The 26,225-nt window shown below is 66.0% G+C and carries 26 protein-coding genes; 5 read left to right on the plus strand and 21 right to left on the minus strand.

The annotated features are described in order from the left end of the window. The first annotated feature begins 144 nt into the window (after window positions 1–144). Entirely contained in the window at window positions 145–3,318 is a 3,174-nt protein-coding gene (gene rne / locus HMPREF2581_RS27115) for a ribonuclease E (RefSeq protein ID WP_003138592.1), read from the plus strand. Window positions 3,319–3,475: 157 nt separating this feature from the next. Here rne and murB read toward each other — a convergent pair whose 3' ends face one another. From murB to HMPREF2581_RS27155, 8 genes are all read right to left on the minus strand, one after another. Beyond that, window positions 3,476–4,495 (minus strand): UDP-N-acetylmuramate dehydrogenase, encoded by a 1,020-nt coding sequence (gene murB, locus HMPREF2581_RS27120; RefSeq protein WP_003119807.1) that lies wholly within the window; start codon window positions 4,493–4,495, stop codon window positions 3,476–3,478. Then, window positions 4,492–4,956, minus strand: coding sequence for a low molecular weight protein-tyrosine-phosphatase (locus HMPREF2581_RS27125; protein WP_003138590.1), 465 nt, complete (start codon window positions 4,954–4,956; stop codon window positions 4,492–4,494). The genes murB and HMPREF2581_RS27125 overlap by 4 nt, the downstream gene beginning before the upstream one ends. Next, window positions 4,956–5,720 carry a 3-deoxy-manno-octulosonate cytidylyltransferase gene (gene kdsB / locus HMPREF2581_RS27130; protein WP_003130694.1) on the minus strand — a complete coding sequence of 255 codons (765 nt, stop codon included), beginning with the start codon at window positions 5,718–5,720 and terminating at the stop codon, window positions 4,956–4,958. The genes HMPREF2581_RS27125 and kdsB overlap by 1 nt, the downstream gene beginning before the upstream one ends. Next, window positions 5,720–5,905: a Trm112 family protein gene (locus tag HMPREF2581_RS27135; protein ID WP_003091157.1), complete on the minus strand. Its 186-nt coding sequence runs from the start codon at window positions 5,903–5,905 to the stop codon at window positions 5,720–5,722. Before HMPREF2581_RS27135 ends, kdsB begins: the two co-directional genes overlap by 1 nt. Before the next feature lie 37 nt (window positions 5,906–5,942). Next, entirely contained in the window at window positions 5,943–6,941 is a 999-nt protein-coding gene (gene lpxK / locus HMPREF2581_RS27140; protein WP_003091159.1) for a tetraacyldisaccharide 4'-kinase, read from the minus strand. After that, window positions 6,941–7,381 (minus strand): ExbD/TolR family protein, encoded by a 441-nt coding sequence (locus tag HMPREF2581_RS27145; protein ID WP_003091161.1) that lies wholly within the window; start codon window positions 7,379–7,381, stop codon window positions 6,941–6,943. The genes lpxK and HMPREF2581_RS27145 overlap by 1 nt, the downstream gene beginning before the upstream one ends. Then, window positions 7,378–8,013, minus strand: coding sequence for a MotA/TolQ/ExbB proton channel family protein (locus HMPREF2581_RS27150; protein ID WP_003091163.1), 636 nt, complete (start codon window positions 8,011–8,013; stop codon window positions 7,378–7,380). The genes HMPREF2581_RS27145 and HMPREF2581_RS27150 overlap by 4 nt, the downstream gene beginning before the upstream one ends. Window positions 8,014–8,085: 72 nt before the next feature. Continuing rightward, window positions 8,086–10,311, minus strand: a complete 2,226-nt coding sequence (locus tag HMPREF2581_RS27155; RefSeq protein WP_003138588.1) for a DNA internalization-related competence protein ComEC/Rec2 — start codon at window positions 10,309–10,311, stop codon at window positions 8,086–8,088. 130 nt (window positions 10,312–10,441) lie between these two features. On the opposite strand from HMPREF2581_RS27155, the gene HMPREF2581_RS27160 reads away from it, so the two are divergent. Next, window positions 10,442–10,975: a DUF2062 domain-containing protein gene (locus HMPREF2581_RS27160; RefSeq protein ID WP_003091165.1), complete on the plus strand. Its 534-nt coding sequence runs from the start codon at window positions 10,442–10,444 to the stop codon at window positions 10,973–10,975. Window positions 10,976–11,062: 87 nt separating this feature from the next. On the opposite strand, the gene HMPREF2581_RS27165 is transcribed toward HMPREF2581_RS27160, so the two are convergent. From HMPREF2581_RS27165 to HMPREF2581_RS27175, 3 genes are all read right to left on the minus strand, one after another. Then, entirely contained in the window at window positions 11,063–12,307 is a 1,245-nt protein-coding gene (locus tag HMPREF2581_RS27165) for a lipoprotein-releasing ABC transporter permease subunit (protein WP_003105198.1), read from the minus strand. A gap of 69 nt (window positions 12,308–12,376) precedes the next feature. Then, window positions 12,377–13,060 (minus strand): lipoprotein-releasing ABC transporter ATP-binding protein LolD, encoded by a 684-nt coding sequence (gene lolD / locus HMPREF2581_RS27170; protein WP_003109474.1) that lies wholly within the window; start codon window positions 13,058–13,060, stop codon window positions 12,377–12,379. Beyond that, window positions 13,053–14,303, minus strand: a complete 1,251-nt coding sequence (locus tag HMPREF2581_RS27175; protein WP_003091170.1) for a lipoprotein-releasing ABC transporter permease subunit — start codon at window positions 14,301–14,303, stop codon at window positions 13,053–13,055. The genes lolD and HMPREF2581_RS27175 overlap by 8 nt, the downstream gene beginning before the upstream one ends. Window positions 14,304–14,405: 102 nt before the next feature. On the opposite strand from HMPREF2581_RS27175, the gene HMPREF2581_RS27180 reads away from it, so the two are divergent. Genes HMPREF2581_RS27180 through HMPREF2581_RS27190 form a run of 3 tightly spaced genes read left to right on the plus strand, consistent with a single transcriptional unit; the run spans window position 14,406 to window position 16,042 of the window. Further along, window positions 14,406–15,005 (plus strand): PilZ domain-containing protein, encoded by a 600-nt coding sequence (locus tag HMPREF2581_RS27180; RefSeq protein WP_016254241.1) that lies wholly within the window; start codon window positions 14,406–14,408, stop codon window positions 15,003–15,005. 9 nt (window positions 15,006–15,014) lie between these two features. Next, entirely contained in the window at window positions 15,015–15,323 is a 309-nt protein-coding gene (locus HMPREF2581_RS27185; RefSeq protein WP_011666606.1) for a hypothetical protein, read from the plus strand. Further along, window positions 15,320–16,042 (plus strand): glycerophosphodiester phosphodiesterase, encoded by a 723-nt coding sequence (locus HMPREF2581_RS27190; protein WP_003091176.1) that lies wholly within the window; start codon window positions 15,320–15,322, stop codon window positions 16,040–16,042. The genes HMPREF2581_RS27185 and HMPREF2581_RS27190 overlap by 4 nt, the downstream gene beginning before the upstream one ends. A gap of 42 nt (window positions 16,043–16,084) precedes the next feature. Here HMPREF2581_RS27190 and sthA read toward each other — a convergent pair whose 3' ends face one another. From sthA to HMPREF2581_RS27240, 10 genes are all read right to left on the minus strand, one after another. Beyond that, window positions 16,085–17,479: a Si-specific NAD(P)(+) transhydrogenase gene (sthA, locus tag HMPREF2581_RS27195; RefSeq protein ID WP_003091177.1), complete on the minus strand. Its 1,395-nt coding sequence runs from the start codon at window positions 17,477–17,479 to the stop codon at window positions 16,085–16,087. Between the two features lie 178 nt (window positions 17,480–17,657). Beyond that, entirely contained in the window at window positions 17,658–17,885 is a 228-nt protein-coding gene (gene nqrM / locus HMPREF2581_RS27200; protein ID WP_003091178.1) for a (Na+)-NQR maturation NqrM, read from the minus strand. Next, window positions 17,882–18,910 (minus strand): FAD:protein FMN transferase, encoded by a 1,029-nt coding sequence (locus tag HMPREF2581_RS27205; RefSeq protein WP_003130678.1) that lies wholly within the window; start codon window positions 18,908–18,910, stop codon window positions 17,882–17,884. Before HMPREF2581_RS27205 ends, nqrM begins: the two co-directional genes overlap by 4 nt. Further along, a complete protein-coding gene (nqrF, locus tag HMPREF2581_RS27210) occupies window positions 18,903–20,126 on the minus strand; it encodes an NADH:ubiquinone reductase (Na(+)-transporting) subunit F (RefSeq protein WP_003091181.1) in 1,224 nt (407 codons plus the stop codon). Before nqrF ends, HMPREF2581_RS27205 begins: the two co-directional genes overlap by 8 nt. An 11-nt stretch (window positions 20,127–20,137) precedes the next feature. Beyond that, on the minus strand, window positions 20,138–20,746 hold the full coding sequence (nqrE, locus tag HMPREF2581_RS27215) for an NADH:ubiquinone reductase (Na(+)-transporting) subunit E (RefSeq protein ID WP_003091182.1): 609 nt from the start codon (window positions 20,744–20,746) through the stop codon (window positions 20,138–20,140). Beyond that, window positions 20,746–21,420, minus strand: a complete 675-nt coding sequence (gene nqrD / locus HMPREF2581_RS27220; RefSeq protein ID WP_003119802.1) for an NADH:ubiquinone reductase (Na(+)-transporting) subunit D — start codon at window positions 21,418–21,420, stop codon at window positions 20,746–20,748. Before nqrD ends, nqrE begins: the two co-directional genes overlap by 1 nt. Beyond that, window positions 21,417–22,202 carry a Na(+)-translocating NADH-quinone reductase subunit C gene (locus HMPREF2581_RS27225; RefSeq protein ID WP_003091184.1) on the minus strand — a complete coding sequence of 262 codons (786 nt, stop codon included), beginning with the start codon at window positions 22,200–22,202 and terminating at the stop codon, window positions 21,417–21,419. Before HMPREF2581_RS27225 ends, nqrD begins: the two co-directional genes overlap by 4 nt. Beyond that, window positions 22,195–23,406: an NADH:ubiquinone reductase (Na(+)-transporting) subunit B gene (locus tag HMPREF2581_RS27230; protein ID WP_003109478.1), complete on the minus strand. Its 1,212-nt coding sequence runs from the start codon at window positions 23,404–23,406 to the stop codon at window positions 22,195–22,197. The genes HMPREF2581_RS27225 and HMPREF2581_RS27230 overlap by 8 nt, the downstream gene beginning before the upstream one ends. A 3-nt stretch (window positions 23,407–23,409) precedes the next feature. Further along, window positions 23,410–24,747, minus strand: a complete 1,338-nt coding sequence (locus HMPREF2581_RS27235) for a Na(+)-translocating NADH-quinone reductase subunit A (protein ID WP_003109479.1) — start codon at window positions 24,745–24,747, stop codon at window positions 23,410–23,412. A gap of 258 nt (window positions 24,748–25,005) precedes the next feature. Then, window positions 25,006–26,225, minus strand: a 1,220-nt coding sequence (locus HMPREF2581_RS27240; protein WP_045108469.1) for an amino acid permease, incomplete at its 5' end; no start/stop codon positions are given.

The raw sequence follows: 26,225 nt of genomic DNA on the forward strand, positions 1-26,225 counted from the left end.
CGTAGTCGCGGACCGGCACCCAGTGCCGAGCGCCGCTGGACACGGGAATGGCCCGCCATTCCTGAATACGCGCCCGAGCACCGACCGTGAGAGTCGTGTGTGCCGATCGCCGTTTCCGGTAGCCCCGGAAACCATTGGTACTACATGAAAAGAATGCTGATCAACGCGACTCAACCCGAGGAGTTGCGTGTTGCACTGGTCGACGGCCAACGCCTGTTCGACCTCGACATCGAGTCGGGCGCCCGCGAGCAGAAGAAGGCCAACATCTACAAAGGCCGCATCACTCGCGTCGAACCCAGCCTCGAAGCCGCCTTCGTCGACTTCGGCGCCGAACGCCACGGCTTCCTCCCCCTCAAAGAAATCTCCCGCGAATACTTCAAGAAATCCCCCGAAGGCCGGATCAACATCAAGGAAGTCCTGAGCGAAGGCCAGGAAGTCATCGTCCAGGTCGAGAAGGAAGAGCGCGGCAACAAGGGCGCCGCCCTGACCACCTTCATCAGCCTGGCCGGCCGTTACCTGGTGCTGATGCCGAACAACCCGCGCGCCGGCGGCATCTCCCGTCGTATCGAAGGCGAAGAACGCAACGAGCTGCGCGAGGCCCTGAACGGCCTCAACGCACCGGCCGACATGGGCCTGATCGTGCGCACCGCCGGCCTCGGCCGCAGCACCGAGGAACTGCAGTGGGACCTCGACTACCTGCTGCAACTGTGGAGCGCGATCAAGGAAGCGTCCGGCGAACGTGGCGCGCCCTTCCTGATCTACCAGGAAAGCAACGTCATCATCCGCGCCATCCGCGACTACCTGCGCCAGGACATCGGCGAAGTGCTGATCGACAGCATCGACGCCCAGGAAGAAGCCCTGAACTTCATCCGCCAGGTGATGCCGCAGTACGCCAGCAAGGTGAAGCTGTACCAGGACAGCGTTCCGCTGTTCAATCGCTTCCAGATCGAGAGCCAGATCGAGACCGCTTTCCAGCGCGAAGTGAAGCTGCCGTCCGGCGGCTCCATCGTCATCGACCCGACCGAGGCCCTGGTTTCCATCGACATCAACTCGGCGCGCGCCACCAAGGGCGGCGACATCGAGGAAACCGCCCTGCAGACCAACCTGGAAGCGGCCGAGGAAATCGCCCGCCAGCTGCGCCTGCGTGACATCGGTGGCCTGATCGTCATCGACTTCATCGACATGACCCCGGCGAAGAACCAGCGCGCCGTGGAAGAGCGTGTCCGCGAAGCCCTCGAGGCCGATCGCGCGCGCGTCCAGGTCGGTCGCATCTCGCGCTTCGGCCTGCTGGAAATGTCCCGCCAGCGCCTGCGTCCGTCCCTCGGCGAGACCAGCGGCATCGTCTGCCCGCGCTGCAACGGCCAGGGCATCATCCGCGACGTCGAGTCGCTGTCGCTGGCCATCCTGCGCCTGATCGAGGAAGAAGCCCTGAAGGACCGCACCGCGGAAGTCCGCGCCCGCGTGCCCTTCCAGGTCGCCGCCTTCCTGCTCAACGAGAAGCGCAACGCCATCACCAAGATCGAACTGCGCACCCGCGCGCGCATCTTCATCCTGCCGGACGATCATCTGGAAACCCCGCATTTCGAAGTCCAGCGTCTGCGCGATGACAGCCCCGAACTGGTTGCCGGCCAGACCAGCTACGAAATGGCCACCGTCGAGCACGAAGAAGCCCAGCCGGTCAGCTCGACCCGCACCCTGGTCCGCCAGGAAGCAGCAGTCAAGACCGTCGCTCCCCAGCAGCCCGCACCGCAACACACCGAAGCACCGGTCGAGCCGGCCAAGCCGATGCCCGAGCCGAGCCTGTTCCAGGGCCTGGTGAAGTCCCTGGTCGGCCTGTTCGCAGGCAAGGATCAACCTGCCGCCAAGCCTGCTGAAACCAGCAAGCCGGCTGCCGAGCGCCAAACCCGCCAGGACGAGCGTCGCAACGGCCGCCAGCAGAACCGCCGCCGCGATGGCCGCGATGGCAATCGCCGCGACGAAGAGCGCAAGCCCCGCGAGGAACGCGCAGAGCGCCAACCGCGCGAAGAGCGCGCCGAACGCCCGAACCGCGAAGAGCGCAGCGAACGCCGCCGCGAAGAGCGCGCCGAGCGCCCGGCTCGCGAGGAGCGCCAGCCGCGCGAAGGCCGTGAAGAGCGCGCCGAGCGGACGCCCCGCGAAGAACGCCAGCCGCGCGAAGGCCGCGAAGGTCGCGAGGAACGCAGCGAACGCCGCCGCGAAGAGCGCGCCGAACGCCCGGCTCGCGAAGAGCGCCAACCCCGCGAAGGCCGTGAAGAACGCGCCGAGCGCCCGGCCCGCGAAGAGCGCCAGCCGCGCGAGGATCGCCAGGCTCGCGACGCCGCGGCCCTGGAAGCCGAGGCGCTGCCGAACGACGAGAGCCTGGAGCAGGACGAGCAGGACGATACCGATGGCGAGCGCCCGCGCCGCCGCTCCCGCGGCCAGCGTCGTCGCAGCAACCGCCGCGAACGCCAGCGCGAGGTCAGCGGCGAGCTGGAAGGCAGCGAGGCGACCGATAACGCCGCCGCGCCGCTGAACACCGTCGCAGCCGCCGCTGCTGCCGGTATCGCTGTCGCCAGCGAAGCCGTAGAAGCAAACGTGGAGCAAGCCCCGGCCACTACCAGCGAGGCTGCCAGCGAAACCACGGCAAGCGATGAAACCGACGCGCCGACCAGCGAAGCCGTGGAAACCCAGGGCGCGGACAGCGAGGCCAATGCCGGCGAAACCGCCGACATCGAAGCGCCGGTGACCGTCAGCGTGGTCCGGGACGAAGCCGACCAGAGCACCCTGCTGGTCGCGCAAGTCACTGAAGAAGCTCCCTTCGCCAGCGAAAGCGTGGAAAGCCGCGAAGACGCCGAGAGCGCCGTGCAACCGGCAACGGAAGCGGCCGAAGAAGTTGCCGCCCCGGCGCCCGTCGAGGTAGCAGCCCCTAGCGAGCCCGCAGCCACCGAGGAGCCGACCCCGGCCATCGCGGCGGTGCCGGCCAACGCGACTGGCCGTGCCCTCAACGACCCACGGGAAAAACGTCGCCTGCAACGCGAAGCCGAGCGTCTGGCACGCGAAGCCGCAGCAGCAGCCGAAGCGGCAGCTCAGGCCGCTCCCGCCGTCGAGGAGACCCCAGCTGTAGCGAGCGAGGAAGCGTCGGCCCAGGAGGAACCTGCTGCACCCCAGGCTGAAGAAATCGCCCAGGCCGACGTTCCGTCTCAGGCGGACGAAGCCCAGGAAGCGGTACAGGCCGAGCCTGAAGCTTCCGGCGAAGACGCCGCCGACACAGAGCACGCGAAAAAGACCGAGGAAAGCGAAACCTCGCGCCCGCATGCCTGAGTGACAGGCTGAAAAAAGGGGATGCCATGGCATCCCCTTTTTTTGCGCGCCATTCCGCGGCACTCCGGCATACCGCCCGTCATGACCAGAGCCGCCGAACACGCACAATGAAAAAGGGATGCCGCCGGCATCCCTTTTTCATTCTCCAGCCGCACCCTCAGTAGAGATTGGGTTCAGGCTCCAATTCGACGCCGAAACGCCGACGGACGTCCTCCTGGATACGCTCGGCCAATGCCCGGACCTGGGCACCAGTGGCGCCGCCATGGTTGACCAGGACCAGCGCCTGCTGCGCGTGTACCCCCACCGGGCCATCGCGGAAACCCTTCCAGCCACCCTTGTCGATGAGCCAGCCTGCAGCCAGCTTCAGCCGACCGTCCGCCTGCGGATAGCCGACCAGATCCGGGAAGGCCTGACGCAAGCGTTCGGCCTGCGCCGCATCCACCAGCGGATTCTTGAAGAAGCTGCCGGCATTGCCCAATACGGCGGGGTCGGGCAGCTTTTCCCGGCGAATGGCGCAGATTACCCGGCTTACGTCCCTGGCCGTCGGACTGGCGATGCCCTCCTCCTCCAGGCGCTGGCGTACCGGCCCGTAGTCCAGGTGCAGCCTCTCCCGCCGTGTCAGGCGCAGGCGCACGCGGAGGATCAGCCAGCGATCAGGCTCCTGCTTGAACAGGCTGTCGCGGTAGCCGAAACGGCAGGCCTGGCGGTCGAACTCACGCAGGGTTCCATCCTGGCGATCCAGCGCCGTCAGACTGTCGAAGACGTCCTTCAGCTCCACGCCATAGGCGCCGATGTTCTGCATCGGCGCCGCACCCACGGTGCCGGGAATCAGGCTGAGATTTTCCAGACCGGCCAGGCCCCGTTCCAGGCTCCATTGCACGAATGGGTCCCAGGCCTCGCCCGCCTCCGCCTCGACCAACACCGAATCCGCGGCATCGGAAACAATTCGCCGCCCCTGGCTGGCCATGCGCAATACCAGCGCCTCGACGTCACGGGTCAGCAGCAGGTTGCTGCCACCACCGATCACCAGCAGCGGCAATCCACGCTCCCGAGCCAGGGCCAGGGCCTCGCGCACATCAGCCTCGTCCTGGGCGTGGGCCAGCAGGCGGGCGCGCACGTCGATGCCGAAGGTGTTATAGGGCTTCAGCGAGCAATGCTCTTGCAGTTCCAGGCTCACAGTCGCCCCTTGACTTCGATCAACAGACGGTCGCAGGCATGTTCGATCAGGTCGAGGACCTGCTCGAAGCCTTCTTCGCCGCCATAGTAGGGATCGGGTACTTCGTCCCGCTCGGATCCGTAGCGACGCAGGAACAGATCCAGCTCGGCGGCACCGCGCCCGGCACGCAGGGTCTCGAGGTCGGCCAGGTTGGACAGGTCCATGGCCAGGATCAGGTCATGGCAGGAGAAATCCTCGATGCCGACCTGGCGTCCACGCAGTGCCGACAGATCGTAGCCGCGCCTTTGCGCGGCCAGGCGGGTGCGCTGGTCAGGTGCCTTGCCGACATGCCAGCCGGCGGTGCCGGCGGAATCGACATGGATACGGGAGGCCAGCCCGGCCTCCTCGACCTTGCGCCGGAACACGCCTTCGGCGGTGGGCGACCGGCAGATGTTGCCCAGGCAGACGAACAGGACGCGCATCAGTCCCCCAGCACGCGGCGAACGCGTTCGAGGTCTTCCGGCGTATCCACGCCCGGAAGCATGGTTTCGCGGGCATCGGCCACATGGATTCGCACCCCGTGCCAGAGCGCGCGCAATTGCTCGAGGCTTTCGGCGTTCTCCAGCCAGCACGGTCCCCAGGCGACGAAATCGGCAAGGAAACCCACGCGATAGGCGTAGATGCCGATGTGGCGACGATAGGGCACGCCCTCCGGCAGGCTGTCGCGATCGCGGGCGAAGGCGTCGCGAGCCCAGGGCAAGGGCGCACGACTGAAAGTCAGGGCCAGGCCGTCGATGTCGGTGGCGACCTTGACCACGTTCGGATTGAACAGCGCGGAGACCTCATGGATCGGCTCGGCCAGGGTAGCGATGGCGGCTTCCGGGTGCGCCGCCAGGTTGGCCGCCACCTGGTCGATGAGCGCCGGGGGGATCAGCGGTTCGTCGCCCTGGACGTTGACCACGATGGCATCGCTGGCCAGGCCGAGCCGGGAAGCGACTTCCTCCAGGCGATCGGTGCCGGAGTTGTGCTCGGCACGCGTCAGCAGCGCCTCGGCGCCGAACCCCTGGCACGCCGCCAGGATGCGTTCGTCGTCGGTGGCGACGACCACGCGGCTGGCGGCGCTCTTGCGGGCCTGGTTCCAGACGCGCTGGATCATTGGCTGGCCGGCGATATCCTGCAATGGCTTGCCGGGCAGACGAGTGGAGGCGTAGCGGGCGGGAATGACGACAGTGAACGCCTGGGTCATTACTTGTCCAGCCGCTCGTCCACGTTCAGGGAGCGAGCCTCGCTCTCCAGCATCACCGGGATGCCGTCGCGGATCGGATAGGCCAGGCCAGCCTGCTTGCTGATCAGTTCGGTCTTGTCTTCGCTGAGCACCAGCGGGCCCTTGGTCAACGGGCAGGCAAGAATATCGAGGAGTTTCGGGTCCATGGCGGAGTCCTTCATACAATGGCGGCACGGCCGCCGGTCAGCGCGCCAGGAGATGCTCGAGTCGGGCGTCGAACCAGGCGACGAATGCTGGGGAAGGCACCGCATCGACCGCCAGGTACCACCAGTCGGCCGCTGCGAAAGCCCGGCATTTAACGGCATCCTTCTCGGTCATCAGCAGCGGCAGCGGCGGGCTGAACGCCAGTTCGGCCGCCGTGTAGGTCGCGTGATCCGGGAAGGCATGCGGAATCGCCCGCCAGTGTAGCGCCTCGAGCGTCCTGAAGAAACGCTGCGGATTGCCGATCCCGGCCAGGGCATGGACCTCCTGGCCCGCGGGAAAATGCTCCAGCGGTCGACGCTCGCCGCTCTGCAGGTTGATCAGCGCAGTAGGCTGCAAGCGGAATGCGTAACCGCCGTCAGGATCCTCGTCGGCGCCGTTGTAAAGCAGCGCGTCGACGCTTTCCAGACGCTCCGCCGGTTCGCGCAACGGACCGGCCGGCAGGCAACGACCATTGCCGAGACCGCGCGCGGCATCGATCAGCACCAGCTCCAGATCGCGCGCCAGGCGATAGTGCTGCAAGCCATCGTCGCAGAGGACCAGGTCCAACTGCTCTTCGGCGAGCAGCGCCTGCAGGGCGCGCGGACGATCCGGGTCGATCATCAGCGGCACGCCGCTGCGCCGGACGATCATCAGCGGTTCGTCGCCGGCCTCCGCGGCGTCCTGCTCGGCCCGCACCCGCCACGGCGTGGTGGGCGGCCGGGCACCATAGCCGCGGCTGATCACGCCAACCCGCAAGCCGCGAGCCCTGCAGTGCTCGATCATCCAGAGGATCATCGGCGTCTTGCCGGTTCCGCCGACGGTGATATTGCCTACCACCAGCACCGGCAGCGGTGCCCGGTAGGCGGGCTTGCGCCCGGACAGGAAGTCCGCCCGGCGGCCGTTCGCCACCCGACGATAGAGAGCCTCCAGCGGACGCAGCAGCGCCAGCGCCGGGTGCCCCTGGTACCAGGCGGCGAGCAGTCGCTCGGAGAACGACATCAGGGCTTGGCCGCCGTGTTCTCGACCGTGGTGATGCGCAGGTGGACGAAGCCCAGCTTGCCCGCTGCGTCCATCGCCGTGACCACCGACTGGTGGGTGGACTTGGCATCGGCGCTGATCACCACCGGCAGGTTGTTGTCGCCCGCCGATTCACGCTGCATCGCCGCCATCAGGGTGGCCAGGTCGCTCTTGGCCAGCGCCTGCCCGTTCAAGGCGTAGTGCCCCTCGGCATCCACCGAGAGTTCCAGTTGCTTCTGCTCGGTGCCGGCGGTTTCGCCGCTCTCCGCCGATGGCAGCTCGATGTTGAGCTGCTCGGGGCGGGTGAAGGTGGTACTGACCACGAAGAACAGCAGCAGGACGAAGATCACGTCGATCAGCGACGCCAGGTTGATGAAGACGTCTTCACGGGCGGCACCCGCCCGTCTGCGGCGGAATTTCACGCTTTGCCTTCCTCGACGTAGTCGACTTCACGATCGCCCTGCACCACTTCCACCAGCTTGATGGCCTCCTGCTCCATGGCGATCACCAGTTCGTCGACCCGCCGCAGCAGGTAGCGATGGAAGAACACCGCCGGAATCGCCACCAGCAGGCCGGCGGCGGTGGTGATCAATGCCTTGGAGATGCCCGCGGCGAGCATCGGCGAGTTGGCCATGCCGTTGTCCATGAAGGCGCCGAAGATCTGGATCATGCCGAACACCGTGCCCAGCAGGCCCAGCAGCGGCGCCATCGCGGCGATGGTGCCGAGGGCGTTGAGGTAGCGCTCCAGCTCGTGGATGACACCGGAAGCAGCCTCCTCGATGCACTCCTTCATGATCTCGCGACCGTGCTTGGAGTTGGCCAGGCCGGCGGCGAGGATCTCTCCCAGCGGCGAGTTGGCGCGCAGGTCCTTGAGCTTCTGGGCGCTCAGTTGCTTGCCCTTGATCTGCTTCCACACCTGGCCGAGCAGCTCGGGCGGCGCGACGCGGCTCTTGCGCAGCGTCCACAGGCGCTCCGCGACGATGGCGGTGGCGGCGATCGAACTCAGAATGATCGGCAGCATCATCCAGCCGCCGGCTTGAACCAGTTCCCACACAGTGGCATATCCCCGAAAAAAAAGTGGCGCCACTCTAGCACAGCGACCCTTTTCCGCCGACCGCCACGGTTCTCATTTTTCCCGCCAGAAGTGCGCCGAATCACGCTCCCGGCGTGCGCCGCCACGGCTTCCGAGGAAAAACGTCAGGGCACCGTCGCGTGCCGTGTCGTGGACCTGCGCGGCGACCCTCGCGTAACGCTCCATCACTTCGCCATGGGGATGGCCGAAGGCGTTGCGCCAACCTCGCGAGACCAGCACATGGCGAGGTCGCGTACGCAACACGAAGGCGACTCCGGAGGAACTGCGGCTGCCATGATGCGGCGCCAGCAACCAGTCGACCCGGGGATCGGCCTGTCGCGCCAGCCAGGCATGCTCGGCCGCACGCGAGATGTCCCCGGTCAGCAGCAGGACTTCGCCATCGGCCTCGACCCTCAGCACACAGGAGCGGTCGTTGCTGTCGCCGGCCTGCGCCCATGCCCACTGTTCGAAAACCACGCCATCCCAGGACCAGCTCCGCTCGTCGCAGCTGTCCGCGAACAACGGCGAAGGCAGGCGCGCGGGTTCGCCGCTGACCAGCCAACCCGGCGGGAATCGGGAAGCGACCGTAGGAGCACCGCCTGCATGGTCGTTGTCGGCATGGCTCAGCAACAGGCCGTCCAGGCGCCGCAGGTCCAGGCTGCGCAGCACCGGCACCACCACCCGCTCGCCCATGTCGAACGCCCCCTGCCGCGCACCGCTGTCATAGAGCAAGGCATGCTCCCGGGTACGCACCAGCACGGCCAGCCCCTGGCCGACGTCCAGCACCCGCACTTCCGCCCGCCCCCATTCGACAGGCGGCGATGACGGCAACAACGCCGGCAGTAGCAACGCGGCACCGAGGGCACGCAACGGCAAGCCAGCCGGCGCCAGCCAGCAGAGCGCGCCGAGCATGCCCAGCGCTACGCTCCAGGCCGCTGCGGCGGGTGGCTGCCAGGCCTCGGCCAGGCCCGCCAGCAGGCCAAGCGCACGAAACAGCAGGTCCAGCGAAACGCCAGCGGCGCGAAGCAGCCCCTCGCCCAGCCCGGGCACCCATAGCAGCAGGCTCCCCGCCAGGGCCGGGGGCACTACCAGCAGTTCGATCCAAGGCACCGCCAGCAGGTTGGCCGGCGCTCCGCTCAGGCTCAACGGCAGGCCCAGCGCCAGCAGCGGCATCGCCAGCCCCAGCGCCATCCCCCACTGCGCCCGCCCCCAGGCCGCCCACCAGCGCCAGCGCCCAAGGCGCCCGGCGAACAGCCAGAGCAGCAGGGCAACCGCCAGGAACGACAGCCAGAACCCCGCCTGCAGGCTGGCCAGCGGCTCGACCAGCAAGACCAGCACCAGCGTTGCCAGCAGCGGGGTCAGCAAGCCCAGGTGGCGGAAACGCAGGCGCCAGACCAGCGCCAGGCTGACCATCAGGCAAGCACGCCGCACCGGGACCTCGAAACCCGCCATCAACCCGTAGCTCCAGGCACCAAGCAAACCCAGGGCGCAGGCACAGGGCAGCCAGGGCAGGCGCCGCGGCCAGCAGCCCAGGCGATGCAAGGCCGCCACCAGGCCATAGAGCATCCCCGCCAGCAACGAGATATGCGAACCGGAGATGACCATCAGATGCACGGTGCCGGTGTCCTGGAACATTCGCCACTCGGCCGCGCTCAATCCCGAGCCATCCCCCAGCACCAGCGCCGCCAGGGCGGCGCCGCGCCCCTGTGCGTCGACCGCCAGCAGGCGCTGGCGCCAGGCATCGCGCCAGGCATCCAGGCCGCTGGCCGGCTGCAGGCGTTGGCCCGCCTTCACCTTGCCCACAGCACCGACCCGCTGCGCCAACAACCAGGCCTCGTAGTCGAAACCCGCCGCGTTCACCAGGCCGCGGGGGCGTTTCAGGGTCACCGCCAGGCGCCAGCGTTCGCCGCCCATCAGCGGCGGCGCGCCGCGCCAGCTCAGGCGCAGACGCTCGGGAAGAAGCACGCCCCGCGCAGCGCTGACCTCCTCCAGCCGGAAGCGCGTGACGCCCTCGCCGCTCGCCGGCAGATCGACCACACGCCCCTCCAGCCAAAGGGTGCGACCATCCAGCTCGGCGGCCAGGCGTCCGTCCAGGGCGACTTGCGCCGAGCCGCAGGCCCAGGCGAACCCGAGCAGGAACAACCCCAGCCAGTACAGCCGGCCGAACAGCAGCAACAGTCCGGCGGCGGCCATGCCCAGCAGCCAGCCGACCGACGGCAATTCCGCCAGGAAGCGCAGGGCCAGCAGCCCCGCGGCGAGGGCTGGCAATCCCAGGCGCATGAACGGTTCCTCCCATCCCCGTGGCGTGCCCTCCGCTCCCCGACATGTCACATGGGGTCATACAATGGGCAACGAAATCCTGTCATCTTGCTTGGCATAATACGCAAGCCTATATCCACCGAGAGCCCACATGCCGCGTCGCCTGTTCAAGCGCTACATGCCCGATCCGGAAAGCATCCGCTCGCAGAAGTCGCTGCGCTTTCTCGGCAAGTTGACGCACGATCCCAACCTTTGGCATCTCAATCGCCACTCGGTATCGCGCGCCATGGCCGCCGGGCTGTTCGCCGCCTTCATCCCGATGCCGATGCAGATGCTGCTGGCGGCCGGTCTGGCGGTGTGGATTCGGAGCAATCTGCCAATCTCCGTCGGATTGGTCTGGCTGACCAATCCGATCACGATGCCCCCGGTCTTCTATTGCACCTACAAGCTGGGCGCCTGGTTGATGCAGGTGCCGCCGCGCACCCTGCCGGACCATCTCACCTGGGAATGGATCAGCCAGGAGCTGTCCAGCCTCTGGCAGCCCTTCCTGCTCGGTTCGGTGGTGTGCGGCATCATCGCCGCCATCCTCGGCTACGCGCTGACGATGCTCTACTGGCGCTGGTGGGTGCAGCGCAGTTGGAGCCGACGCTGCCGGCAACGTCGCGAACGGGTCGCCGCGAAGTGATCCGCCTGACATGAAAAAGCCGCCTCGAAGGCGGCTTTTTCGTGGGCCTTGTCCGCCCCGTGCAGGGACTGGCGCAGGCCTTCTCGCTCACTCGTAGCGCAGCGACTCGGCCGGTTGTGTCCGCGCCGCGCGCCAGGATGGGTACAGGGTGGCGAGGAAGCTCATCAGCAATGCAGCGCTGCAGATCAGCACCACGTCCAGCACCTGCAGATCGGAAGGCAGGTAGTTGATGAAGTACACATCCGAGCTGAAGACCTTGTGTCCGACCAACCGTTCGATGCGGTCGATCATCCCGGTGATGTTCAACGCCGCGAACACCCCGAGCACCCCGCCGATGACCGTCCCGATCACGCCGATGACGGTGCCCTGGACCATGAAGATCGCCATGATCTGCCGCGGCGTGGCGCCGAGGGTACGAAGAATCGCGATGTCGGTGCGCTTGTCGGCGACCACCATGATCAGGGTGGCGATGATGTTGAAGGCGGCGACCGCGATGATCAGCAGCAGGAGCAGGCCGATCATGGTCTTTTCCATCTTCATCGCGTTGAACAGGCTGCCCTGGGTCCTGGTCCAGTCGCTGGACCTGAAGCCCTGCCCCAACTCCTTGACCACCTTGGCGGCGACCTGCGGCGACTGGTAGAGATCCTTCAGTTCCAGGCGCACGCTCGGCACCTGGCCCGGTTGCAGGCGCAGCAACTGGCCAGCATCGGCGATGTCGATCAGCGCCAGCGAGTTGTCCAGTTCGGCGCCGACCTTGAACAGGGCGACGATGGTGAAGCGCTGCATGCGCGGAGTGATGCCGCCCGGCGCACTGGTGGCCTCCGGGACGATCAGGGTCAGCTTGTCGCCGACATTGACATGGAAGCGCCGCGCGGTGATCTCGCCGAGGACGATGCCGAACTCGCCAGGCTTGAGGTCGTCCAGGCTGCCCTGGACGATGTGCTCGCCGATGATGGAAACCTTGCGCTCCTCCTGCGGGTCGATGCCGTTGACCAGCACCGGCAGCATGTTGCCCTTGTACGACAGCATGCCCTGCAGTTCGGCGAACGGCGCCGCGCCGACCACCTCGCGGTGCCGCAGCGCCGCGTTGGCGACGGTCTGCCAGTCGTCCAGCGGCTGCGTCGCGCTGATGGTGGCATGCGGCACCATGCCGAGGATCCGCGTGCGCATTTCCTTCTGGAAGCCGTTCATCACCGAGAGCACGATGATCATCGCCAGCACGCCCAGCGCCAGACCGATCATCGAGGTCAGCGAGATGAACGAGATGTAGTGGTTGCGGCGTTTGGCGCGGGTGTAGCGCAGGCCTATGAAGAACGGTAACGGTCTGAACATGTCGCGGATGCACCGAGTCGATGGGGGATTCGCCGGACGGGAGCGGACGGCGGGCACGCCGTCGCCCCGCTACGCGGCGATCAGTCGGCCTTCTTCCAGGCGCAGGATGCGATCCATGTGCCCGGCCAGCTGGAGATCGTGGGTTACCACCAGGAACGAGGTCTGCAACGAACGGCTCAGTTCCAGCATCAGCTCCTGGATACCCTGGGCGGTATGCTGGTCGAGGTTGCCGGTGGGCTCGTCGAGCAGTACCAGCTGCGGACGGTTGACCAGCGCGCGGGCGATCGCCACCCGCTGGCGCTCGCCGCCGGACAGCTCGGCCGGCTTGTGCGACAGGCGATGCCCCAGCCCGACCCGCTCCAGCAGCTCGGCCGCCCGCTGGCGGGCTTCGGTGATCGGCGTGCGGCCGATCAACAGCGGCATGCAGACGTTCTCCAGGGCGGTGAACTCCGGCAACAGGTGGTGGAACTGGTAGACGAAGCCCAGCGCGCGGTTGCGCAGCAGCCCGCGGGCCGTCTCGTTCAGCGCCGAGAGTTCCTCGCCGGCGAGCCAGACGCTGCCGGCGGAGGGCGTGTCCAGGCCGCCGAGCATGTTCAGCAAGGTGCTCTTGCCCGAACCGGAGCTGCCGACGATAGCCACCCGCTCCCCAGGCAGCAGGTTCAACTCGACACCGGACAGCACCTGCACCGATTGCGGCCCCTCGTCGTAGCTCTTGCTCAGGTTGCGGCAACTCAGCACCGACTTGTCATTCATAACGCAAAGCCTCCGCAGGCTGGGTGCGAGCCGCACGCCAGGCTGGATACAAAGTGGCGAAGAAGCTGAGGACCAGGGCCGCGCCGCAGACCAGCACGACATCGTCGAGCATCAGTTGCGACGGCAGGTAATCGATGAAGTACACGTCGGACGCGAGGAACTGGTGGCCCAGCAGCTTTTCCAGGGCGGAAATCCAGGCGCTGACGTTGAGTGCCGCGACCACCCCGAGGACCCCGCCGACCAGCGTGCCGATCACCCCGATCACCGTACCCTGGACCATGAAGGTAGCCATGATCTGCCCCGGCGTGGCGCCGAGGGTACGAAGGATGGCGATGTCCGACTTCTTGTCGGTGACCACCATCACCAGGGTGGAAATGATGTTGAACGCGGCGACCGCGACGATCAGCAGCAGCAACAGGCCGATCATGGTCTTTTCCATGCGGATGGCCTGGTACAGGTTGCCGTGGCTGCGCGTCCAGTCGCGGGCGTAGAAGTCATTGTCGGTCAGGGTCCGGGCGATCTCCCAGGCCACCCGCGGCGCCTGGAACAGGTCGTCGAGCTTCAGGCGCAGCCCCTGTACCTGGTTGGTCTTCCAGCGCTGCAGGCGCGCGGCGTCTTCCAGGTGGATCAGCGACAGGCCGCCATCCAGTTCGCCGGCGCCGACGCGGAAGGTGCCGACCACGGTGAAACGCTTCATCCGCGGGAATACCCCGGCCGGGGTGACCGCCACCTCGGGGAGGATCAGGGTGACCTTGTCGCCAATGCCGACGCCAAGCTTCTGCGCCGCCAGTTGGCCGATGACGATGCCGAAGCCGCCGGCCTTGAGTTCCGCCAGCGAGCCCTGCTTGAAGAAATCGGGAATGATCGAGACCTTGGCCTCTTCCAGCGGATCGACCGCATCGACCATCACCGTCTGCACCGCGCCATTGGCGCTGAGCATGCCCTGCATCTGGGTGAACGGCGCTACCGCGGTGACATGCTCGTGGGCCTTGACCTTCTCGGCCAGGGCGCGCCAGTCATCGATGGGCTGGTACGACTCGACGGTGGCCTGCGGCACCATGCCGAGGATGCGGGTACGCATTTCGCGATCGAAGCCGTTCATCACCGAGAGCACCACGATCATCACCAGCACGCCCAGTGCCAGGCCGATCATCGAGGTCAGCGAAATGAAGGAGACGAAATGGCTGCGACGTTTGGCCCGCGTATAGCGCGTGCCGATGAAAACGGACAGGGGTCTGAACATGTCGCCCTTAGCTGGCAGAAAATGGATGCGTCGGGATGGCGAAGTGGCGAGGCATCGCCGGCGGCCTTACACTCTGACCATCACTGCCGCCGTGGGTTCGCCATGTCCACTCGTGACGCGGATGACCGCCGCGAATACTACCGTATCGAAGATACCCTCGCACTGGAATTTCGCCCTGCCGGGGCCGTCGAAGACAGCCTGGAGAGCGAGCCGGGGGCCACCCTGTTCAGCCTGCTCAGCGACCTCCACCTGATGGATTACGAGTCGCAGCACCTGCTGCGCCACATCAGCGAACGCGACCGCACGCTGGCCAACTACCTGAAGGTGATGAACAAGCGCATCGACCTGCTTGGCCAGGTCATGGTGCAGAGCCTGCTCAAGGAGATCGGCGAACCGCGCAAGGTCAGCCTGTCCGAGGGGGGCGTCAGCTTCCACCACGACCGCGCTTTGCCGGTCGGCCAGTTGCTCGTCCTGCGCATGGTCCTGTTGCCGCAGGGGTTCGGCCTCGAACTGCGGGCCCGGGTAATCCACGCCCAGCCACACGACGACGAATTCGAGATCGGCACCGAGTTCGAAGCGTTGAGCGACGCACAGCGCCAGTTGCTGGCCCGGCATATCCTCCAGAAGCAGGCCCAGCAGCGCCGCCTGGCACGGGCCGGACAGGGCCCGCTCGGCGAGCCGGGCCAACCTTCTTCGACCTGAGATGTACCGATGCTCCGTACGCTACTGCTGTGCTCCCTCCTCCTCGCCCCGCCGCTGTTCGCCGACACCCTGAGCATTCCGCTGGGCGCCCAGGGCGATACCCGGGTCGCCCTGCCCGCGCGCGGCGAAAGCCGCGAAGCCGTGCTGCAACGCTTCGGCCTGGCCGACGAGGAACATCCCGCGGTCGGCCAGCCGCCCATCGTGCGCTGGGATTACCGCGACTTCTCGGTATATTTCGAAAGCGGCCGGGTGATCGACAGCGTTCGCCATCATCGGCCGCGGAATCCCGCGCAACCCTCGAACAAGGAGCCACAGTGACTCTCATCTATGGACATCGCGGCGCCAAGGGCGAAGCGCCGGAAAACACCCTGGCCAGCTTCCAGCGCTGCCTGGAGCATGGCGTCAACCGTTGCGAACTGGACCTGCACCTGTCCCGCGACGGCGAACTGATGGTGATCCACGACCCGACCCTGAAGCGCACCACCGGCCGCCGCGGCAAGGTCGCCGAACACGACGCGGCCACCCTGGTCACCTACGACGCGCGCGAAGGCGGCCCCGGCTGGGTACGGCCGACGCCGATCCCGCGGCTGGAGGAGTTGTTCGAGAAGTGCCCGTTCGAGCACTGGCAACTGGAAGTGAAGAGCGCCTCGCGCGAACGCGCGGCGCGGACGGTAACGCGGATCAGGGAGCTGACCGAGCGCTTCGGCAACCGCGACAAGGTCACCGTCACCAGCGGTTCGCGGACCGTGCTCAAGGCCCTCAACGAACTGACCCCGGAGCTGTCGCGCGGGCTGGTCGCCGAATACGCCTGGCTCGACCCGCTGAAGGTCGCCCAGCACTATGGCTGTGCCCTGCTCGCCCTGAACTGGACCCTATGCACCCCGGAACGCCTGCTCAAGGCCCAGCGCCAGGGGCTTCACGTCTCGGTGTGGACGGTCAACGAACCGGCGCTGATGCGCCGGCTCGCCGACTTCGGCGTGGACAGCCTGATCACAGACTTTCCCGGTTTGGCCAGCGCCACCCTCGGGAATCGCTGAGCACATCCCCTCCGGCCGGCTCAGGCCGCCGGCCGGAGTCCTTCAAAAAAGCCGGTTGAGGCCGTCGAACGCCGCTACCCGATAGGCTTCCGCCATGGTCGGGTAGTTGAAGGTGGTGTTGACGAAGTACTTCAGGGTATTCAGCTCGCCCGGCTGGTTCATGATCGCCTGGCCGATGTGGACGATTTCCGAAGCCTGGTCGCCGAAGCAGTGCACGCCGAGGATCTCCAGAGTCTCGCGATGGAACAGGATCTTCAGCATGCCCACCGGCTCGTTGGAAATCTGCGCCCGGGCCATGCCCTTGAAGAACGCCTTGCCCACTTCGTAGGGAATCTTCGCCGCGGTCAGTTCGCTTTCGTTCTTGCCGATCGAGCTGATCTCCGGAATGGTGTAGATGCCGGTCGGCACATCGTTGACGAAGCGCCAGCTGTCGCTCTCGACGATGTTGCCGGCGGCCGAGCGGCCCTGGTCGTAGGCAGCGCTGGCCAGGCTCGGCCAGCCGATCACGTCGCCGGCGGCGAAGATGTTGCTCACCGAAGTGCGGTAGTTCTCGTCCACCTCGATCTGGCCACGGCTGTTGACCTTGATGCCGACGTTCTCCAGGCCGAGCTTGTCGGTATTGCCGGTCCGGCCGTTGCACCAGAGCAGCGCGTCCGCCTTGATCTTCTTGCCCGACTTCAGGTGCAGGATGACGCCGTTATCCAGCCCCTCGACGCGCTCGTACTCCTCGTTGTGGCGGATCAGCACGTTGTTGTTGCGCAGGTGGTAGCTCAGCGCATCGGAAATCTCGTCATCGAGGAAGCTGAGCAACTGGTCGCGCGTATCGATCAGGTCCACCAGCACGCCCAGGCCGCTGAAGATCGACGCGTATTCGCAGCCGATCACCCCGGCTCCGTAGATGATCAGCCGGCGCGGGGTGTGGCTCAGGGACAGGATGGTGTCGCTGTCGTAGACCCGCGGGTGGTTGAAATTGATGTCCGAAGGACGATACGGGCGCGAGCCGGTGGCGATCACGAACTGGTCGGCGACCAGGCGCTCCACCGCGCCGCTCGGCGTCACCACTTCGACGGTGCGTTCGTCGACGAAGCTGGCGGTGCCAGTGAACATGTCGATGCGATTGCGCGCGTAGTAGCCGGTACGCGAGGCGACCTGCTTGGAGATCACCCGGTCGGCGCTCTTCAGCACGTCGGGGAAGGAGAACCAGCGCGGCTCGCCGATCTGGCGGAACATCGGGTTGGTGTTGAACTCGATGATCTGCTTCACCGAGTGGCGCAGGGCCTTGGAAGGAATGGTGCCGAGGTGCGTGCAGTTGCCTCCGACCACGCGACGACTGTCGACTACCGCCAGCTTGCGTCCGTACTTGGAGGCGTTCATCGCCGCCCCTTCGCCCGCCGGACCCGTGCCCAAAATCACCACGTCGTAGTTGTAGACAGCCATGCGTACTCCTCAGAACAGGCCGAGGCGCCCACTGGCGCCTCCGGCAAAGCCGCTGCACAACATGTGCGCGGCGGATCGATTCGATCATCGGGTCGGTGCGAACGACGGCATTCGCCGGGCAAGGCTCGGTCCGACCTCGAGGCGGGCATATGTTACGCCCCGTGCGAAATGTCGCACATTAGCGTTTGGTCGCGTCGTAGGCGAGTTTTCCGGGCACTACAGATTCGTCGCGGTTGGCTTCCTCGCATTTCTGCCGGTCGCCGCCGCAGATCGAGCATTCCTTCTCGATCCCCAGGTTGGCGATGCCGCCGCAGGAACCGGCGATCGGCTTGCGGCCCATGATGACCCCGATGGACATGCCGAAGACCACCAGCAGCATGATGACGAAGACCAGTAGCCAGGTCATGGACGTTCTCCTTGGTTGCCGAACAGTTGCTCGTAGCGTGGCGTGGTGCGGCTGTCGAAACCGTTGCCCTGGCGACTGACGAACAGCGCCGCCAGTCGGTGCTTCTCGGCGAAACGGTAGCCCTCTTCCGGACCGAGCACCATCAGCAGGGTCGACAGGCCGTCGGCGTTGCGCGTCGACGGATCGAGCACCGTGACCGAAGCCAGGTGATGGTCGATCGGCGCGCCGGTGCGCGGGTCGAAGGTGTGCGAATAGCGCTGGCCGTTCTCTTCGAAATAGTTGCGGTAATCGCCCGAGGTCGAGACGCCGTAGCCGTCCAGCGCCAGCACCTGCTGGGCGACCCGCTGGCCCTCGCGCGGCGCTTCGATAGCGATGCGCCAGGGCGTGCCGTCCGGCTTGCGCCCTTCGGCTTTCAACTCGCCGGTGATTTCCGCCAGGTAGCTGCGCACGCCAAGCTCCTTCAGGCGTTCGCCTACCGCGTCCACCGTATAGCCAGCGGCGATGCTGTCGAAGTCCAGCTGTACGGCGGCGTCCTTGCACAGGCGCTGGCCGTCGATGCGCAGGTGTCGATGGCCGACGTCACGGCGCGCCGCGGCGATCTGCTCGGCGCTGGGAACCTTCTCCACCCGCGCCTGCGGACCGAAGCCCCAGAGGTTCATCAGCGGCTCGACGGTCATGTCGAAGGCGCCCTGGCTCTGTTCCGACAACTCGCCGCCGTAGCGCAGCAACTCCAGCATCGGTGGCGGCAGCTCCATGCAGGACTGCGCCGGCAGCGCATTGAAACGCGAGACCAGGGAGTCGTCGCGGTAGGTGGACATCTGCCGGTCGACCTCGGCGAGGATCGCTTCCACCGCGGCTTTCGCCGTCTGGACGTCGGGCGCCGAGGCGCCGCGCACGTACTTGATCGAATAGGTGCTGCCCATGGTCGGGCCGCCGAAGCTTTCCAGGGTGTCGCCGCAACCGGCCAGGACCAGCGCCAGCGCTGCCAGTCCGGCCTTGGCAAGCGGACGGAAAGGCTCAGCCACCGAAATCGTCCAGCAGGATATTCTCGCGCTCCACGCCCAGGTCGGTGAGCATCTTGATCACCGCGGCATTCATCATCGGCGGGCCGCACATGTAGAACTCGCAGTCCTCGGGCGCCGGGTGGTCCTTCAGGTAGTTCTCGAACAGCACGTTGTGGATGAAGCCGGTCAGGCCGGTCCAGTTGTCCTCCGGCTGCGGGTCGGACAGCGCCAGGTGCCACTGGAAGTTGGGGTTCTCCGCCTGCAGCTGGTCGTACTCCTCGGTATAGAAGGCCTCGCGTAGCGAGCGCGCGCCGTACCAGAAGCTGATCTTGCGGTTCGACTTGAGCCGGCGCAACTGGTCGAAGATGTGCGAACGCATCGGCGCCATGCCGGCGCCGCCGCCGATGAAGACCATCTCGGCCTCGGTGTCCTTGGCGAAGAACTCGCCGAACGGCCCGTACACGGTGACCTTGTCGCCCGGCTTGAGGTTGAACACCCAGGACGACATCTGCCCCGGCGGCAGGTCGCTGCCCGGCGGTGGCGAGGCGATGCGGATGTTGAACTTGACCACGCCCTGCTCTTCCGGGTAGTTGGCCATCGAGTAGGCGCGGATCACCGTCTCGTCGACCTTCGACACGTAGCGCCACATGTTGAACTTGTCCCAGTCGCCGCGATATTCCGGCTGGATATCGAAGTCCTTGTACTCGACCACGTGCGGCGGGCATTCCAGCTGCACGTAGCCGCCGGCGCGGAAATCCACGCTCTCGCCGTCCGGCAGGCGCAGGGTGAGTTCCTTGATGAAGGTGGCGACGTTGGGGTTGGACTCCACCGTGCATTCCCACTTCTTCACCCCGAAGACCTCTTCAGGCACGCGGATCTGCATGTCCTGCTTGACCGGGGTCTGGCACGACAGGCGCCAGCCCTCCTTCGCCTGGCGCCGGGTGAAGTGCGACTCCTCGGTGGGCAGCATCTCGCCGCCGCCCTCGACCACCACGCACTTGCACTGCGCGCAGGTGCCGCCGCCGCCGCAGGCGGAAGACAGGAACACGTTGTTCGTCGCCAGGGTTTGCAGCAGCTTGCCGCCGGCCGGCACGGTCAGGCTGTGCTCGCCGTTGATCTGGATGGTCACGTCGCCACTCGACACCAGCTTGGCGCGGGCGACCAGGATGATCGCCACCAGGCCCAGGACGATGGCGGTGAACATGCCGATGGCCAGGAAAATCTCGAATCCGATCACGGGGCCTCTCCTTACAACTGCACGCCGGAGAACGACATGAAGCCCAACGACATCAGGCCGATGGTGATGAAGGTGATCCCCAGGCCCTGCAGGCCCTCGGGGACGTCGCTGTACTTGAGCTTCTCGCGGATACCCGCCAGCGCGGCGATCGCCAGCGCCCAGGAAAAGCCCGAGCCGACGCCGTACACCGTGCTCTCGGCAAGGTTGTAGTCGCGCTCGACCATGAACAGCGAGCCGGCCATGATCGCGCAGTTCACCGTGATCAGGGGCAGGAACACGCCCAGCGCGTTGTAGAGACTGGGTACGTACTTGTCGAGGAGCATCTCGAGGATCTGCACGATGGCGGCGATCACCCCGATGTAGCTGAGCAGGCCGAGGAAGCTCAGGTCCACCTCGGGCAGCCCGGCCCAGGCCAGCGCGCCGTCCTTGAGCAGGTAGGTGTAGATCAGGTTGTTGGCCGGCACGGTGATGGTCTGCACCACGATCACCGCGATACCCAGGCCGATGGCGGTCTCCACCTTCTTCGAGATGGCGATGAAGGTACACATGCCGAGGAAGAACGCCAGCGCCATGTTCTCGACGAACACGGCCTTCACGAACAGGCTGATGTAGTGCTCCATCAGTAAGCCTCCTTGCTGGATACCTGCGGGGCCATCTTGTAGGTCGGGGCCTCGACCTGGTCTTTCTTCCAGGTCCGCAGGGCCCAGATGATCAGGCCGATCAGGAAGAACGCCGAAGGCGGCAGCAGGAGCAGGCCGTTCGGCTGGTACCAGCCGCCATCGTTGACCGTCGGCAACACGCTGATGCCGTAAAGCTTGCCGGCGCCGAACAGCTCGCGGACGAAGCCCAGCACCAGCAGCATGGCGCTGTAGCCGAGACCGTTGCCGATGCCGTCGAAGAACGACACGAGCGGCGGGTTGGCCATGGCGAAGGCTTCGGCGCGGCCCATCACGATGCAGTTGGTGATGATCAGCCCGACGAACACCGAGAGCTGCTTGCTCAGGCTATAGGCATAGGCCTTGAGCACCTGGTCGACGACGATCACCAGCGAGGCGATGATCACCATCTGCACGATCATCCGGATCGAGCTGGGAATCTGCCGGCGGATCATCGAGATGAACAGGTTGGAGAAGCCGGTCACCAGGGTCAGGGCGATGGCCATGACGGTAGCGGTCTTCAGGTTCGAGGTTACCGCCAGCGCCGAGCAGATCCCGAGGATCTGCAGGCCGATCGGATTGTTCTGGAAGACCGGATTGAACAGGACTTCGCGGATCGTGGGTTGAGCAGCCATCACGCCTCCCCTTTGCGCAGATTGGCGAGGAAGGCGTCGAAACCGTCCTTGCCGAGCCAGAAATGCAGCAGGTTGTCGACACCCTTGCTGGTCAGGGTGGCGCCGGCCAGGCCGTCGACCTGGTGGGTCGCCTTCGCCGATTGCGGGTCCACCGAGCCCTTGATGATCTGTACGGCAAGATCGCCCTGGGCGTCGTAGAGGGTCTTGCCGACCCACAGCGCCTTCCATTTCGGATTGTCGACCTCGCCGCCGAGACCAGGGGTCTCGCCATGCTGGTAGAAGCCGAAGCCGGCGACCGTGTTGAGGTCGCCCTTGAGCGCCAGGAAGCCGTACAGGGTCGACCACAGACCGTAGCCGCGCACCGGCAGGATCAGGGTGTCGAGCTTGCCGTCGGTCTCCACCAGGTAGACCGTGGTATAGCGCTCGCGGCGCTTGATCGAGGCGATGTCCTCGGCGGCGGGCAGCGCCTCCGACAGCGCCGGGTCCTTGGCCGCTTTCAGCGGGTCGTAGCCGAGCGGGTCCTGGGCATCGCTGAAGGTGCCGCTCTGCAGGTCGACCACCTTGGCGGTGATGCGACTGTCGAACAGCGCCTTGACCTCTTTGCCGGACATGCCCGGCTCGCCGAGACCGGCGATGGCGAGGATGCTGCGCTGCTTGTCGAGCAGGCGGTTTTCCGCCTGGGTCGGCTTCAGCGCCACCGCCGCGCCGGCGACGAACACCGAGCTGACCAGGCACACCACCAGGGCTACCAGCAGTGTGCGGGTGGTGGATTCTTGATTAGCCATTGCGCGCCAGCCTCCGCTTGATGTTGGCCTGAACGACGAAATGGTCGATCAGCGGTGCGAACAGGTTGGCGAACAGGATCGCCAGCATCATGCCTTCCGGGAACGCCGGGTTGACCACCCGGATCAGCATGACCATCACTCCGATCAGGGCACCGAACAGCCACTTGCCGGTATCGGTCATGGACGCCGAGACCGGGTCGGTGGCCATGAAGATCATGCCAAAGGCGAAGCCGCCGGTGACCAGGTGCCAATACCAGGGCATGGCGAACATCGGGTTGCTGGCCGAGCCGATGGCGTTGAACAGGTAGCTCATGGCGACCATCCCCAGCATCACCCCGGCGACGATGCGCCAGGAGGCGATGCGGGTCAGCAGCAGCACGGCGCCGCCGATGAAGATCGCCAGGGTGCTGGTCTCGCCCATCGAACCCTGCATGTGGCCGAGGAAGGCATCCATCCAGGTCAGGCCGTGGCCGAGGATGTTGTCCACCCCGCCGGCGGCGGCCAGGCTCAGCGAGGTGGCGCCGGCGAAGCCGTCCACCGAGGTCCATACCGCGTCGCCGGACATCTGCGCCGGGTAGGCGAAGAACAGGAAGGCCCGGCCGACCAGTGCCGGATTGAGGAAGTTCTTCCCGGTGCCGCCGAACACTTCCTTGCCCAGCACCACGCCGAAGCTGATCCCCAGGGCTACCTGCCACAGCGGGACGGACGGCGGCAGGGTCAGGGCGAACAGCACCGAGGTGACGAAGAAGCCTTCGTTGACCTCGTGGCGGCGGATGCTGGCGAACAGCACCTCCCAGAAACCGCCGACGATGAAGGTGGTCAGGTACACCGGCAGGAAGTACGCGGCGCCCTGGACCAGGCAATCCCACAGGCTGTTCGGGTCGAACCCGGCCAGCGCGCCGATCAGGGCGAAGCGCCAGCCATCCTGGGCGCTCAACAGGTCGGGGCTCTGGGCGAAGATCAGGTTGGCCTGGTGGCCGACGTTGTACATGCCAAAGAACATCGCCGGGAAGGTGCACAGCCAGACGATGATCATCATGCGCTTCAGGTCGATGCCGTCGCGCACGTGTGCAGTGGTGCGGGTGACGCTGCCGGGACGATAGAGGAAGGTGTCCACGGCTTCGTACAGCGGGTACCACTTCTCGTAGCGCCCGCCCTTCTCGAAATGATGCTCGACCTTGTCGAGCAGGTTACGCAAACCCATGGCTCAGCCCTCCTGCTCGATGCGTGCCAGGTTGTCCCGCAGAATCGGGCCGTATTCGTACTTGCCGGCGCAGACGTAGCTGCACAGCGCCAGGTCCTCTTCGTCGAGTTCCAGGGCGCCGAGCTTCTGGGCCATTTCCGTGTCGCCGACGATCAGGTAGCGCAGCAGTTGGGTCGGCAGGATATCCAGCGGCATCACCGCCTCGTAATTGCCTACCGGCACCATCGCACGCGGGCTGCCGTTGGTGCTGGTGGTGAAGGCGAAACGCTTGCCGCCGAGCAGCCTGGAGACGAACACGTTGAGCAGCGAATGCTTTTCCACCCCGGCGCGCAGGTAGTGGAGGAACTCGCGCTGGTCGCCCTCCTTGAGACAGGACAACTGCAGGTGGTAGCGCCCCAGGTAGGCGTAGGCGCCATGGGCGGTGCGACCGCCCAGCACGGAGCCGGAGATCAGCCGGTTGTTGCCCGGCTGCAGCTGGCCGGCGGCCAGTTCGTCGAGGTTGGCGCCCAACCGGGTGCGCACCAGACGCGGCTTTTCCACCACCGGACCGGCCAGGGCGATCACCCGCTCGGTCCACAATTGCCCGGTCGTGAACAGCTTGCCGATGGCGATCACGTCCTGGTAGTTCAGGTTCCACACGCTCTTGCCGGCACCCACCGGGTCGAGGAAGTGGATATGGGTGCCGGGCAGGCCCGCCGGATGCGGACCGGCGAAGGCTTGCGCGGTCACGCCGGAGAGCGCCTCGCCGGGTAGCGAAACGCCTTCCGCCTTGCACAGGAACACCCGGGCCAGGCGCCCGAGCACCGTCAGCCCGGCCTGGAAGGCCTCGCCCTGCTCCGCGATAACCACCTGCGGATCGGCGGCCAGCGGCTGAGTATCGATGGCAGTGACGAAAATCGAACTGGGGCTGGACTCGGGATCGGGCACCTTGCTGAACGGCCGGGTCCGCAGCGCGGTCCACAGGCCCGACTGCAACAGGTTGTCGCGGACCTGCTCGGCGCTCAGCGTGGCGAGTTGGTCCGCGGGATAACGGGCGAACTCCAGTTGCTCGTCGCCGTCGAGATCGATGACCACCGATTGCAGGACGCGCTTCTCGCCACGATGGATGGCACTGACCACACCGGCGCCGGGTGCGGTATAGCTGACGGAGGGATTCTTCTTGTCGGTGAACAGCGCCTGCCCCAGCTTCACCCGGTCGCCTACCTGCACCGCCATGGTCGGCTTCATGCCGTGGTAGTCGAAACCGATCAACGCCACGCTGCGTACCGGGCGTGCTGCCTCGATGCGCTGTTCGGGGGCGCCGCTGATGGGCAGGTCCAGGCCACGTTTTATCTTGATCATGTCTAGTGCCTAGTGGTCGTGGACAGAAAAGACGAGGCCCAAGTCAGAAAATGACCATCATCGCGCACAACGTACTGAATTGGCACGATTGATGAATGGCCCCGCAAGGTAACTCCGGGATTATAAAGAGCCACCTCCCCGGGAGCCACCCAAGCCGCACACCGGGTCTTGAAACGCGTAACAGAAAACGACAGAAAAACTTGCCCGTGCGAAATGAAAAACGGGAGCCGAAGCTCCCGTCCCGCGCCACCCGCAGGCTCAGGCCTGCTGGCCGAGCCCGCGCCTTTCCGCCAGCGACAGCTTGACCCGGTAGCACAACCACATCAGCAGCAGCCAGAATGGAATGGCGTACACCGAGATGTTGATCCCGGGGATCATCAGCATGATGCCAAGGATGAACACCACGAAGGCCAGGCACAGGTAGTTGCTGAACGGCGACCAGAGTGCCTTGAAGAAGGTGTCCACGCCCTGCCGCTTCATCGCCGCGCGGAACTTCAGGTGCGACAGGCTGATCATCGCCCAGTTGATCACCAGCGCCGCCACCACCAGCGACATCAGCAGTTCCAGCGCCTTGTGCGGCAATACGTAGTTGACGATCACGCAGAGGAAGGTGATCAGCGCCGAGACCAGGATCGACAGCACCGGCACGCCCCGGCGGTCCACCGACATCAGCACCTTCGGCGCGTCGCCCTGGGCGGCCAGGCCGTAGAGCATCCGGCTGTTGCAGTAGACGCCGCTGTTGTAGACCGACAATGCCGCGGTGAGGACTACGAAGTTGAGGATGTTGGCCGCGGTGCCGCTGCCGATCAACGAGAAGATCTGCACGAACGGGCTGCCACTGTAGTCGTCGCCGGAAGCGTTGATGGTCTCCACCAACTGGTCCCATGGATACAGCGAGAGCAGCACCGCCAGGGCGCCGATATAGAAGATCAGGATCCGGTAGATCACCTGGTTGATCGCCTTGGGAATCACCTTCCTCGGCTCGGACGCCTCGGCGGCGGTGATGCCCACCAGCTCCAGGCCACCGAAGGAGAACATGATGATCGCCAGGGTCATCACCAGGCCGCTGAGGCCGTTGGGGAAGAAGCCGCCGCGGTCCCACAGGTTGCTCACCGAGGCTTGCGGCCCGCCACCGCCGCCGACCAGCAGGTAGATACCGAGCAGGATCATGCCGATGATCGCCGCTACCTTGATGATCGCGAACCAGAACTCGGTCTCGCCGAAGGCTTTCACGTTGGCCAGGTTGATCGCGTTGATCAGCACGAAAAACGCCGCCGCCGTGGCCCAGGTCGGCACGTCAGGCCACCAGTACTGGATGTACTTGCCCACCGCGGTCAGCTCCGACATGCCCACCAGGATGTACAGCACCCAGTAGTTCCAGCCGGAGAGGAAACCGGCGAAGCCGCCCCAGTACTTGTGTGCGAAGTGGCTGAAGGAGCCGGCCACCGGCTCCTCGACGATCATCTCGCCGAGCTGGC

This window comes from Pseudomonas sp. HMSC057H01 (assembly GCF_001836405.1).
Taxonomy (GTDB): Bacteria; Pseudomonadota; Gammaproteobacteria; order Pseudomonadales; family Pseudomonadaceae; genus Pseudomonas; species Pseudomonas aeruginosa.

Coding starts and splice junctions, on each gene's coding strand:
- kdsB (WP_003130694.1), bottom strand. CDS start 5,720: ATGACCCAGGCGTTCACTGTCGTCATTCCCGCCCGCTACGCCTCCACT.
- rne (WP_003138592.1), top strand. CDS start 145: ATGAAAAGAATGCTGATCAACGCGACTCAACCCGAGGAGTTGCGTGTT.
- HMPREF2581_RS27235 (WP_003109479.1), bottom strand. CDS start 24,747: ATGATCAAGATAAAACGTGGCCTGGACCTGCCCATCAGCGGCGCCCCC.
- HMPREF2581_RS27165 (WP_003105198.1), bottom strand. CDS start 12,307: ATGTTCAGACCGTTACCGTTCTTCATAGGCCTGCGCTACACCCGCGCC.
- sthA (WP_003091177.1), bottom strand. CDS start 17,479: ATGGCTGTCTACAACTACGACGTGGTGATTTTGGGCACGGGTCCGGCG.
- HMPREF2581_RS27175 (WP_003091170.1), bottom strand. CDS start 14,303: ATGTTCAGACCCCTGTCCGTTTTCATCGGCACGCGCTATACGCGGGCC.
- HMPREF2581_RS27230 (WP_003109478.1), bottom strand. CDS start 23,406: ATGGGTTTGCGTAACCTGCTCGACAAGGTCGAGCATCATTTCGAGAAG.
- HMPREF2581_RS27185 (WP_011666606.1), top strand. CDS start 15,015: ATGCTCCGTACGCTACTGCTGTGCTCCCTCCTCCTCGCCCCGCCGCTG.
- HMPREF2581_RS27135 (WP_003091157.1), bottom strand. CDS start 5,905: ATGGACCCGAAACTCCTCGATATTCTTGCCTGCCCGTTGACCAAGGGC.
- nqrM (WP_003091178.1), bottom strand. CDS start 17,885: ATGACCTGGCTACTGGTCTTCGTCATCATGCTGCTGGTGGTCTTCGGC.
- HMPREF2581_RS27225 (WP_003091184.1), bottom strand. CDS start 22,202: ATGGCTAATCAAGAATCCACCACCCGCACACTGCTGGTAGCCCTGGTG.
- HMPREF2581_RS27160 (WP_003091165.1), top strand. CDS start 10,442: ATGCCGCGTCGCCTGTTCAAGCGCTACATGCCCGATCCGGAAAGCATC.
- HMPREF2581_RS27125 (WP_003138590.1), bottom strand. CDS start 4,956: ATGCGCGTCCTGTTCGTCTGCCTGGGCAACATCTGCCGGTCGCCCACC.
- HMPREF2581_RS27180 (WP_016254241.1), top strand. CDS start 14,406: ATGTCCACTCGTGACGCGGATGACCGCCGCGAATACTACCGTATCGAA.
- nqrE (WP_003091182.1), bottom strand. CDS start 20,746: ATGGAGCACTACATCAGCCTGTTCGTGAAGGCCGTGTTCGTCGAGAAC.
- HMPREF2581_RS27155 (WP_003138588.1), bottom strand. CDS start 10,311: ATGCGCCTGGGATTGCCAGCCCTCGCCGCGGGGCTGCTGGCCCTGCGC.
- lolD (WP_003109474.1), bottom strand. CDS start 13,060: ATGAATGACAAGTCGGTGCTGAGTTGCCGCAACCTGAGCAAGAGCTAC.
- lpxK (WP_003091159.1), bottom strand. CDS start 6,941: ATGTCGTTCTCCGAGCGACTGCTCGCCGCCTGGTACCAGGGGCACCCG.